This is a genomic window from uncultured Sphingosinicella sp. (genome assembly GCF_963974575.1).
GTDB lineage: Bacteria > Pseudomonadota > Alphaproteobacteria > Sphingomonadales > Sphingomonadaceae > Sphingosinicella.
In genome coordinates, this window is sequence record NZ_CAXBBQ010000007.1 from 34,215 (window position 1) to 44,274 (window position 10,060).

At 65.7% G+C, this 10,060-nt stretch carries 10 protein-coding genes; 2 read left to right on the plus strand and 8 right to left on the minus strand.

From position 1 onward, the window contains the following. Positions 1-3: 3 nt before the first annotated feature. The 7 genes from AAC014_RS13600 to AAC014_RS13630 form a co-directional block, all read right to left on the minus strand. Positions 4-432 (minus strand): OsmC family protein, encoded by a 429-nt coding sequence (locus AAC014_RS13600; protein WP_121051548.1) that lies wholly within the window; start codon positions 430-432, stop codon positions 4-6. Positions 433-495: 63 nt separating this feature from the next. Continuing rightward, positions 496-1,362 (minus strand): formyltetrahydrofolate deformylase, encoded by an 867-nt coding sequence (gene purU, locus AAC014_RS13605; RefSeq protein ID WP_339709351.1) that lies wholly within the window; start codon positions 1,360-1,362, stop codon positions 496-498. Positions 1,363-1,387: 25 nt separating this feature from the next. Further along, positions 1,388-2,170, minus strand: coding sequence for a formate dehydrogenase accessory sulfurtransferase FdhD (fdhD, locus tag AAC014_RS13610; protein ID WP_339709353.1), 783 nt, complete (start codon positions 2,168-2,170; stop codon positions 1,388-1,390). Next, a complete protein-coding gene (locus tag AAC014_RS13615) occupies positions 2,163-2,384 on the minus strand; it encodes a formate dehydrogenase subunit delta (RefSeq protein WP_339709355.1) in 222 nt (73 codons plus the stop codon). Before AAC014_RS13615 ends, fdhD begins: the two co-directional genes overlap by 8 nt. Then, positions 2,381-5,224: a formate dehydrogenase subunit alpha gene (gene fdhF, locus AAC014_RS13620; protein ID WP_339709357.1), complete on the minus strand. Its 2,844-nt coding sequence runs from the start codon at positions 5,222-5,224 to the stop codon at positions 2,381-2,383. The genes AAC014_RS13615 and fdhF overlap by 4 nt, the downstream gene beginning before the upstream one ends. After that, positions 5,221-6,744 carry an NADH-ubiquinone oxidoreductase-F iron-sulfur binding region domain-containing protein gene (locus tag AAC014_RS13625; RefSeq protein ID WP_339709359.1) on the minus strand — a complete coding sequence of 508 codons (1,524 nt, stop codon included), beginning with the start codon at positions 6,742-6,744 and terminating at the stop codon, positions 5,221-5,223. The genes fdhF and AAC014_RS13625 overlap by 4 nt, the downstream gene beginning before the upstream one ends. A 3-nt stretch (positions 6,745-6,747) precedes the next feature. Continuing rightward, positions 6,748-7,170: an NAD(P)H-dependent oxidoreductase subunit E gene (locus AAC014_RS13630; protein ID WP_339709361.1), complete on the minus strand. Its 423-nt coding sequence runs from the start codon at positions 7,168-7,170 to the stop codon at positions 6,748-6,750. A 130-nt stretch (positions 7,171-7,300) separates the two neighbouring features. Here AAC014_RS13630 and AAC014_RS13635 point away from each other — a divergent pair, with 130 nt between their 5' ends. Then, complete coding sequence (locus AAC014_RS13635; RefSeq protein WP_339709363.1) at positions 7,301-8,620, plus strand: radical SAM protein; 1,320 nt, start codon at positions 7,301-7,303, stop codon at positions 8,618-8,620. 122 nt (positions 8,621-8,742) lie between these two features. Continuing rightward, positions 8,743-9,390 carry an OmpW family outer membrane protein gene (locus tag AAC014_RS13640; protein ID WP_339709781.1) on the plus strand — a complete coding sequence of 216 codons (648 nt, stop codon included), beginning with the start codon at positions 8,743-8,745 and terminating at the stop codon, positions 9,388-9,390. Positions 9,391-9,453: 63 nt separating this feature from the next. Here AAC014_RS13640 and AAC014_RS13645 read toward each other — a convergent pair whose 3' ends face one another. Beyond that, positions 9,454-10,056: a Pr6Pr family membrane protein gene (locus AAC014_RS13645; RefSeq protein WP_339709365.1), complete on the minus strand. Its 603-nt coding sequence runs from the start codon at positions 10,054-10,056 to the stop codon at positions 9,454-9,456. Positions 10,057-10,060: the final 4 nt, after the last annotated feature.

A 10,060-nucleotide genomic window follows, 5' to 3' on the forward strand; every position in this document is an offset into this window, starting at 1 on the left:
GAGTCAGACGAGCGCCGCGTCGAGCGTGATCTCGGCGTTCATCAGTTTCGAGACCGGGCAGTTCGCCTTGGCCTTGGCGGCAAGCTCCTGAAACGCCGCGTCGTCCGTGCCGGGGATCTTCGCCTCCAGCTTCAGGTGAACGGCGGTGATCGTAAAGCCGCTGTCCAGCTTTTCGAGCGTCACCGTGGCTGTCGTGTCCATGCTCTCAGCCGTCAGCTCCGCCTCTCCGAGGATCAGCGACAGCGCCATTGTGAAGCAGCCCGCGTGCGCCGCGCCAATCAGCTCTTCAGGGTTCGTGCCGGGCACGCCTTCGAAGCGCATCGCGAAGCCGTAGGGGCGCTTGTCGAGTGCGCCGCTCTGTGTGGAGATGCTGCCGCGGCCATCCTTGAGGCCGCCTTCCCAATGCGCGGAACCCTTGCGATCGATCTTCATGGCCTGCTCCTGCTGATGGAAGGCCGGGAGGCTATGGAGTTTCGGGCGGTGAGTCCACCGGGGCTAATCGCGGAAAACCACCGTGGTGGCTCCGTTCAGCAGCACGCGGTCCTGCAGATGGTAGCGGACGGCGCGGGCGAGCACGCGGCGCTCTATGTCGCGGCCCTTGCGAACGAGATCGTCGGGCGTGTCCGTGTGGCTGATGTGCTCGACGTCCTGCGCGATGATCGGGCCTTCGTCGAGATCGGCGGTGACGTAGTGCGCGGTCGCGCCGATGATCTTCACGCCGCGTGCATGCGCCTGATGATAGGGCTTGGCCCCTTTGAAGCCGGGCAGGAAGCTGTGGTGGATGTTGATGCAGCGCCCGGCGAGGAACGCTGCGAGATCGTCCGAGAGGATCTGCATGTAGCGGGCGAGCACGATGAGTTCAGCGCCGCTCTCCTCCACGATCCGCTTGATCGCGGCTTCCTGGCTGGCCTTCGTGTCCTTCGTAATCGGAAGATGATGGAAGGGGATGTCGCCGTTGAGGCTCAGCGATATCGCTTCCTTCGGGTGGTTGGAGACGACGCCGACGACATTCATGTCCAGCTCGCCGATCCGCGTGCGATAGAGAAGATCGCCGAGACAGTGATCGAACTTCGAGACGAGCAGCAGCACGCGCATCTTGTCGGCTGCAGCGCGGACGCGCCAGTTCATGGCGTGCGCCTCGGCGAGTGCGGCGAAGCGCGCCTTGAAGGCATCCTTGCTGGAGACGGCAGGATCGAGATCGAACACCACGCGCATGAAGAAGCGGTCGGTGAGCTGGTCGTTAAACTGCTGCGCATCAAGGATATTGCCGCCGCTGTCGGCGAGCAGCGTGGCGACCGCCGCGACAAGGCCGGGCTTGTCGGCGCACGACAGTGTCAGCGTGCAGATGTTGCTGGAATCCATCGACATATCCCCTGAGACCCGAGCGCTACATGACGCGCAAGAGTGAATCTTCCCTTGCGAGCACGTGAAGCGCGAGGCCGGCCGCTTTCGCACGATCGATCGCGAGCGTTGTCGGCGCCGAGATCGTGGCGAGAGCGCGGCCGCCCGCGACGACGGTTTTCTCGACGAGTTCGTAGCTGCAGCGCGCGGTGAGCAGGAAGAAACCTTCCGCTGCCGGGGTTCCCGCGCGGGCGAGCGCGCCGATCAGCTTGTCGAGCGCATTGTGGCGGCCGACGTCCTCGCGCGATTCCAATATGCGGCCGGCGATGTCGCAGAAGGCGGCGGCGTGGACGGCGGCGGTACGGCGGCCGAGGTGCTGCTGTGCGCGGAGTGCGCCGAGCGCGGCGAAGATCGCCTGCGGGTCGATGTCCAGCGGATTGGCGATGCGCGGTAGGGGCCGGGCGATCTGTTCCAGATTCTCGATGCCGCAGAGACCGCAGCTGCTTTCGGAAACGCGGCGGCGCGCGCGTTCCAGAACCGGCGCGGCGGCGCGCGGCGCGAGCACGGCGCGGACGATCCAGCCCTTGTCGGTCTCGGCGATGTCGATGTCCTCGATCTCGTCGGCGTGCCGCACGAGCTGCTCGGTGATCGCGAAGCCGGTGACGAAATCGGGGAGGTCGGCGGGCGTCGCCATCATCACTGCGTAGGCGATGCCGTTGAATTCGAGCGCGACGGGCACTTCCACCGTAATTTCGCGGGTGATCGCGGCGCTGCTGCCCTTCGCAAAGATTTCGGTGAACGGCGCTCCTCGCGCGCTGTTGTCAGGCATGAGCGGCGGCGCGGACCTTGCCGAGCGCTGCGCGTGCGGCGGGGGAGAGGCCTTCGCCGCCCGCATCGAGATGGCTGAGGATCATGATCTTCATGCGCGGATCCCAGAAGGCGACGATGTGCGCGGCGGCGGTGTCCGCTGCCTTCTCGCCCTCGGTTTCCAGATTCCGCGCGATCTGGTTCGCCATGTAAACGAGCTTTTCGAGACTGTTCATTCGGCGGCGATGCCTTCGATGCGGCGGGCGCGGTCGCTGTGGCGCGAATAATCCTCCTGCCAGTCCGTAGGACCGTTCGAGGCGCTGATCTGCACGGCGGTGACCTTGTATTCGGGGCAGTTGGTGGCCCAGTCCGAATAATCGGTGGTGACGACGTTCGCCTGCGTCGCGGGGTGGTGGAAGGTCGTGTAGACGACGCCCGGCGCGACGCGGTCTGTCACCAGCGCGCGCAGTGCTGTCTCGCCCGAACGGCTGGCGAGCTTCACCCAGTCGCCGTCCTTGAGGCCGCGATTTTCCGCGTCGGAGGGATGGATTTCGAGGAGGTCTTCGGGGTGCCACGCGACGTTCGCGGTGCGCCGCGTTTGCGCGCCGACGTTATAGTGGCTAAGGATGCGGCCCGTGGTGAGCAGCAGCGGGAAGCGCGGGCCTGTCTTCTCGTCGGTCGGTACATAATCGGTGACGACGAACTTGCCGCGCCCGCGCACGAAGCCGTCGATGTGCATCACCGGCGTGCCGTTCGGCGCGGCATCGTTCACCGGCCATTGCATCGAGCCTTCCGCGTCCAGCCGATCGAAGCTGACGCCCGCGAAGCTCGGCGTCAGGCGCGCGATCTCGTCCATGATCTGCGACGGGTGCGTGTAGTTCCAGTCGAGCCCCATCGCCTGCGCGAGACGCTGCGTCACTTCCCAATCCGACAGGCCGTTCAGCGGCGACATCACCTTGCGCACCGGCTGGATGCGGCGCTCGGCGTTGGTGAAGGTGCCGTCCTTCTCAAGGAAGGTGGAGCCGGGGAGGAAGATGTGCGCGTAGTTTGCGGTTTCGTTGAGGAACAGGTCGTGGACGATCACGCATTCCATCGCGGCGAGACCGGCGGCCACGTGTTTCGTGTCCGGGTCCGACTGGAGGATATCCTCGCCCTGCACGTAGAGCGCCTTGAACACGCCGTCGACGGCGGCGTCGAGCATGTTGGGAATACGCAGGCCGGGTTCGGGATCGAGGCTGACGCCCCAGTCATCCTCGAAGAGTTTGCGGGCACTCGCGTCCGAGATGTGACGATAGCCGGAAAGCTCGTGCGGGAAGCTGCCCATGTCGCAGGCGCCCTGCACGTTGTTCTGGCCGCGCAGGGGATTCACGCCGACACCCGGCCGCCCGATGTTGCCGGTCGCCATCGCGAGGTTGGCGATCGCCATGACGGTGGATGAGCCCTGGCTGTGCTCGGTGACGCCGAGGCCATAATAGATCGCAGCGTTGCCGCCGGTCGCATAGAGGCGCGCGGCGGCGCGAAGTTCGGCGGGGTCTACGCCCGTGACGGGCGCGAGCGTTTCGGGCGAATTCTTCGCGTCGGACACGAACGCCGCCCAGTCCTGATACTCATCCCAGTCGCAGCGCTCGCGGATGAACGCCTCGTCGGCGAGGCGTTCGGTGACGATGGTGTGCGCCATCGCGGTCAGCACCGCGACGTTGGTGCCGGGGCGCAGCGGCAGGTGATACTCCGCCTCGATATGCGGCGAGCGGACGAGATCGGTGCGGCGCGGATCGATTACGATCAGCTTCGCGCCCTGCCGCAGCCGCTGCTTCATGCGGCTGGCGAAAACCGGGTGGCCGTCCGTGGGGTTGGCGCCGATGACGAGCATCACGTCGCTCTGTTCGACGCTGTCGAAATCCTGCGTGCCCGCCGAGGTGCCGAAGGTGGTCTTCAGGCCATAGCCGGTGGGCGAGTGGCAGACGCGCGCACACGTATCCACGTTGTTGTTGCCGAAGCCGGCGCGGACCAGCTTCTGGACGAGGAAGGTTTCCTCGTTGGTGCAGCGCGACGAGGTGATACCGCCAAGCGCGTTTCGCCCGTATTTCGCGGCGATACGCTTCAGTTCGGATGCGGCGTAGGCGAAGGCTTCGTCCCATTCCACCTCGCGCCAGGGATCGTTGATCGAGGCGCGGATCATCGGCTTCAGGATGCGGTCGGCGTGCTGGGCATAGCCCCACGCGAAGCGGCCCTTCACGCAGCTGTGGCCGCGATTGGCCTTGCCATCCTTCCACGGCACCATGCGGACGAGTTGCTCGCCGCGCATCTCGGCGCGGAACGTGCAGCCGACGCCGCAATAGGCGCAGGTGGTGACGACGCTGCGGTCGGGAAGGCCGATTTCCTTGACCGATTTTTCCTGCAGTGTCGCGGTCGGGCAGGCTTGCACGCAGGCACCGCACGAGACGCATTCGGAACCGAGGAAATCGTCCGAGCCGAGACCCGCCGAGACCTTCGATTCAAAGCCGCGCCCCTCGATGGTCAGCGCGAACGTGCCCTGCACCTCGTCGCAAGCGCGCACGCAGCGCGAGCAGGCGATGCACTTCGAAGGGTCGAAATCGAAATAGGGGTTCGACGTATCGAGATCGAGCGCGAGATGGTTCTCGCCTCCATAGCCGTAGCGCACGTCGCGCAGGCCCACGGCGGCGGCCTGATCCTGAAGCTCGCAATCGTTGTTCGCAGAGCAGGTGAGGCAGTCGAGCGGGTGATCGGAGATGTAAAGCTCCATCACCCCCCGCCGCAGCTTCTGGAGGCGAGGCGTTTCGGTGTGCACGATCATGCCGCTCGCCACCGGCGTGGTGCACGAGGCGGGCGTGCCGCGCGCGCCGTTGATCTCGACCAGGCAGAGCCGACAGGAGCCGAACGACTTGAGGTTGTCGCTCGCGCAGAGCTTGGGGATCGCGGTGCCGATCTCGGCGGCGGCGCGCATCACGGTCGTACCCTGCGGCACGGTCACGTCGCGCCCGTCGATGGTGAGCGTGACGGTCTCTTCGGCGGACACTGCGGGCGTGCCGAAATCGTTCTGGCGAACGTAGGTCATGATGCGGACTCTACCACAAAATCCTCCGGGAAGTGATTGAGCGCCGAAAGCACGGGGTAGGGTGTGAAGCCACCGAGCGCGCAGAGCGAGCCGAACTTCATGGTTTCGCAGAGGTCGCGGAGCAGCGCGATCTCGTCCTCGGTGCTGCGCGCGCGGCGGGGCGCGTTGTGGATCTGCGGCAGGGTTTCGACCCCGTCCGCGCGGCGACCGCCCGCGAGGATGCGGTCGATTGTCTCCACCCCGCGCACCGCGCCGATCCGGCAGGGCGTGCACTTGCCGCAGCTTTCCACCGCGCAAAACTGCATCGCGAAGCGCGCCTGCCGCGCCATGTCCACGCTGTCGTCGAACACCACGATGCCGCCGTGGCCGATCAGGCCGTCCGCTGCCGCGAAGGCTTCGTAATCGAACGGCAGGTCGAACTGATGGGGCGGGATATAGGCGCCGAGCGGCCCGCCGACCTGCACGGCGCGTACCGGACGGCCGCTCGCAGTGCCGCCGCCGATCTCGTTCACGAGTTGGCCGAGCGTGATGCCGAACGCGGTTTCATAGAGGCCGGCGTGCTTGATGTTTCCGGCAAGCTGCACCGGCATCGTGCCGCGCGATCGGCCCATGCCATAGTCGGCGTAGGCCTTCGCGCCCTCGGCAAGCACAAACGGCACGGCGGCGAGCGTCAGCACGTTGTTGATGACCGTGGGACAGCCGAAAAGGCCTTCGTGCGCGGGCAGTGGCGGCTTGGCGCGGACCTCGCCGCGCTTGCCTTCAAGGCTGTTCAGCAGCGAGGTTTCCTCGCCGCACACGTAGGCGCCCGCGCCGGTGCGGATTTCAACCTCGAACGGGGCGATGATCGGCGCGGCCAGCGTCGCTGCGACCCCCATCTTCGCGATGGCGTGCGGATACTCGCTGCGGATGTAGACGTAGGCCTTGCCCGCGCCCACGGCGAAGCCCGCGATGGCGAGCCCCTCGATGAGCATGAAGGGGTCGCCCTCCATCACCATGCGGTCGGCGAAGGTGCCGCTGTCGCCTTCGTCGGCGTTGCAGACGATGAACTTGCGCCCGCCTGGCGCGTCGGCGACCGTGCGCCACTTGATGCCCGCCGGGAACCCCGCGCCGCCGCGCCCGCGAAGGCCTGAGGCGAGCACTTCGGCGATGGTGTCGTCCGGCCCCAGCGCGCGGGCGCGCTCCAGCCCCTTCCAGCCGCCGGTCGCAGCGTAGTCGTCGAGGCTCAGCGGGCGCGTCTTGCCGAAGCGCCCGAAGGTGAGGCGCTGCTGGCCCTTGATGAACGGATGTTCGGCAACCGCGCCGATGCGGAGGTCGTCGGCTTTCCCGGCAAGGATGTCGTCGACGCGGTCCGGCGTCACCGGGCCGTAGCCGATGCCGTCCACCTCGACGAGCGGTTCCAGCCAGTGCATCCCCCAGCTCGATACGCGCTCCGGCGTCTGGCCTGCCTTCACGAAGGCTTCGGCGACCATATCGGCCCCGCAGGCAAGCGCCGCCGCATCGTCGGAAATGCGAATCTGCATGGCCTAAAGCGCCTCGATCAGGGCGGCGAGGCGATTGCCATCAAGACGGGCATGGACGCTGCCATTCGCCATCGCGGCCGGGCCAACCGAGCAGAGCCCGAGGCAATAGACGGTTTCGACGTGCACGCGCTCTCCTGCGGCCTTTTCAGCGCCCGCGACCAGCGCCTCGACACCGCGCGCCTGGCAGGCTTCGGCGCGGCATAGCTTGAGCACGGGGCGCGGATCGGCCTTCGCCTTGTAGTCGTGATAGAAGCTGACGACGCCGTGCACCTCGGCGCGGCTGAGATTGAGTGCTGCAGCAATGCTGCGCATCGCATCCTCGTCAACGCAGCCGAATGCGGCTTGCACGTCGTTCAATATCGGCAGCAGCGCGCCTTCGCGGTGGCTGTGCGCTGCGATGATCTCGGTCAGTCGGTCTTCCCTCATGCCGGGCGGTGTAGCGCTGCGCGGCTTTATGAACAATTTCAATTCCGCCTTCGCCCACGCCCTGCAACTTCAGCCGCTGCAATTGACCTGCGTCAATGAAGCCTGTTGCAAAAGCCGCGAAACGAGAACCATGTGGAGGTATCATCCCGACCTGCTGAACAGCGCCGTGCCGCGCTATACGAGCTATCCGACCGCGGCGGAGTTTCGCCCGGTGGATGCTGACTTCCATGCGGAAGGGTTTGGAGGAATCGCGGCGGAAACCGCACTCTCGCTCTATCTCCATATCCCCTATTGCGACGCCATTTGCTGGTATTGCGGCTGCAACACGGGCGCGGCGGGGCATCGCCAGCGACTCGGCGCCTACATGCAGGCGCTGGACCGCGAGATCAACACGGTGGCGCGGACACTTCAGGGGCGCGGCCGTGTGCGCAGCATCGCGTTTGGTGGCGGCAGCCCGAATGCGGTGCCGCCGATCGCGTTCGTGCGCCTGCTGGAGCGGCTGACATTGGCCTTCCGCGCGCTCGACGCCGATATGGCGATCGAGCTCGATCCGCGCAGCTACACACACGAATGGGAGCGGATCGTCGCAATGGCGCCGTTTCACCGCGTCAGCCTGGGTGTGCAGACGTTCGCGCCGCACGTGCAGGCGGCGATCGGCCGCGTGCAGCCGCTGGATGAGATAAAGCGTACCGTGGAGTCGCTTCGCGGCGCGGGTGTCCTCTCGCTGAACTTCGATTTGATGTACGGGCTGCCCGAACAGACCGACGATGATCTCGCCGCGACGCTGGAGGATGCGATCCGGCTCGCCCCCGATCGAATCGCGCTGTTCGGCTATGCGCATTTGCCTTCGCGCATCCCGCGCCAGCGGCGCATCGACGGCACGCATCTGCCCGGCGCCGAGGCGCGCTTCCGCATGGCGGAGCGGGGGTATGAAATGCTTGTCGCCGCTGGATACCAGCCGATCGGCTTCGATCATTTCGCGCTGCCGGACGATAGCATGGCGCGCGCAGCGTCGAGCGGTCGGCTGAGGCGGAATTTCCAGGGCTTCACCGATGATGAAAGCGACGTTCTGCTTGGCTTCGGCGCCACCGCGATCAGCAGCTTTCCCGATCGTTTCGTGCAGAACGAGAAGAACGTCGGCCGTTATCGCGGGCTTGCGGGAGACGGGAAGCTCACCGGTGCGCTCGGCGTTTGCCGCAGCGAAGACGACAGGCGGCGCGGCGCGATCATCGAGGCGATCCTGTGCGGCGGCTGGGCGTCCTTCGAAGGACATCCGCCGGATGCCGAGACGTGCCATCGCCTGCAGCCTTTCGTGGACCGGGGGCTTTGCAGCGTGGGCGAAAACGCGATTTCGCTGAAGGACGGTGCGCTGCCCTACGCGCGCGCCATCGCATCATGCTTCGATATTTACCGCCATCCGGACGCGCAGCGGTTCAGTAGCGCAATATAACCACATCGGTTCTGGAAATCACCCGTGTTTGCGGCAGATCAAAGTGATGGATCACAAGGGGCGTATCGCCGAGAGGTCAAACACGTTGAAGGGTATTTCAGATGACCCGTATCAAGGCCGCCATGCTGATGGGCATTGCCGTAGCGGCCACAATTTCGCCGAATTTGGCTCACGCCGCGGCGGGTGACTTTCTAGTGCGCCTGCGCGGGATTGTCGTTGCGCCGAACGAGAAGAGCGGCAGCGTTCTGCCCGCCTTCCCGGGTGAGAAAGTCAGCCTCGATAACGCCATCGCGCCTGAGGTGGATTTCACCTATATGGCGACAAACAATATCGGTTTCGAATTGATCGCCGCCACGACCAAGCACACGGCGAGCGGCAGGACGGGCACGACCGGCACCATCGGCAAGCTCGCCTCCACGTGGGTGCTGCCGCCGACGCTGACGGCGCAGTATCACTTCATGCCCGAAGGCAAGGTGCGGCCGTATGTCGGTGCGGGCGTCAACTACACGATGTTCTACAACGACAAGGCTTCCAGCGCGCTTGAAGCGGCGGTGGGCGACACGAAAGTGCGGCTGAAGGACAGCTTCGGCTGGGCCGTGCAGGCGGGTCTCGACATCGATCTCAATGAAAAGATGTTCCTGAACCTCGATGTCAAATACATCGACATGGATACCACCGCGCGTCTCGACACGACCGCGGCGGGAACCCAGCGCGTGAAGATCAACATCGATCCGATCGTGGTAGGTGCAGGCGTCGGCTTCCGCTTCTGATCCGCCTGACAGGTGCGAAAACCCCTTCCCGGTATCACGCCGGGGAGGGGTTTTGTTTTGCGTTCAGCGCCGGGCGAGCAGTCTATCGACGAAAACCATGATCTGCCCCGCGATAACGAAGGCTGCGCCGATCGCTGCCGCGTTGATCACAGCCTGCATCCAGCCGATCGCACCCACATCGATGAACGGATAGGCAAAGCGTCCCTCTGATAGCCCGCGCGCGAGCGCATAGCCGAGGTAGGCGATCGGGTAGAGCGCCCACAGCAGCGGATCGCGCCACGACAGCGCGCCCTTGCGCGTAAACAGCAGCCAGTAAAGCGGGACTGCCACGGGCGTGAACCTGTGCAGCAGGAAGTCCGACACGGCGACGGAGCCGCCGAGCGGCCGTGTCCCTTCAAGCAGCAAAGCGAATACGACGCCGACGAGCGCAATCGCGGCGGCGATGCCGGCAACGGTTCGTGGTCTTTGCGTCCGGCCCGCCGCGGCGGCGATCGTGCCGAACAGGACGGCCACGATCGCATTGGTCAGGATCGTGAAATAACCCGCGAGGGACCAGGTCGCACCGACAAGCGACCGGCCCTTGCCGAGGAGGTTCTGGAATTCGATGCCGATGCCCACACAGGCGGCGAGGCAGATCACGAGAGCAAGCAGGCGTGCGACCGGCATTCGA

Bases quoted from the DNA above. Each gene is read 5' to 3' on its own strand.
- AAC014_RS13600 (WP_121051548.1), bottom strand. From the start codon at position 432: ATGAAGATCGATCGCAAGGGTTCCGCGCATTGGGAAGGCGGCCTCAAG.
- purU (WP_339709351.1), bottom strand. From the start codon at position 1,362: ATGGATTCCAGCAACATCTGCACGCTGACACTGTCGTGCGCCGACAAG.
- fdhD (WP_339709353.1), bottom strand. From the start codon at position 2,170: ATGCCTGACAACAGCGCGCGAGGAGCGCCGTTCACCGAAATCTTTGCG.
- AAC014_RS13615 (WP_339709355.1), bottom strand. From the start codon at position 2,384: ATGAACAGTCTCGAAAAGCTCGTTTACATGGCGAACCAGATCGCGCGG.
- fdhF (WP_339709357.1), bottom strand. From the start codon at position 5,224: ATGACCTACGTTCGCCAGAACGATTTCGGCACGCCCGCAGTGTCCGCC.
- AAC014_RS13625 (WP_339709359.1), bottom strand. From the start codon at position 6,744: ATGCAGATTCGCATTTCCGACGATGCGGCGGCGCTTGCCTGCGGGGCC.
- AAC014_RS13630 (WP_339709361.1), bottom strand. From the start codon at position 7,170: ATGAGGGAAGACCGACTGACCGAGATCATCGCAGCGCACAGCCACCGC.
- AAC014_RS13635 (WP_339709363.1), top strand. From the start codon at position 7,301: ATGTGGAGGTATCATCCCGACCTGCTGAACAGCGCCGTGCCGCGCTAT.
- AAC014_RS13640 (WP_339709781.1), top strand. From the start codon at position 8,743: ATGCTGATGGGCATTGCCGTAGCGGCCACAATTTCGCCGAATTTGGCT.
- AAC014_RS13645 (WP_339709365.1), bottom strand. From the start codon at position 10,056: ATGCCGGTCGCACGCCTGCTTGCTCTCGTGATCTGCCTCGCCGCCTGT.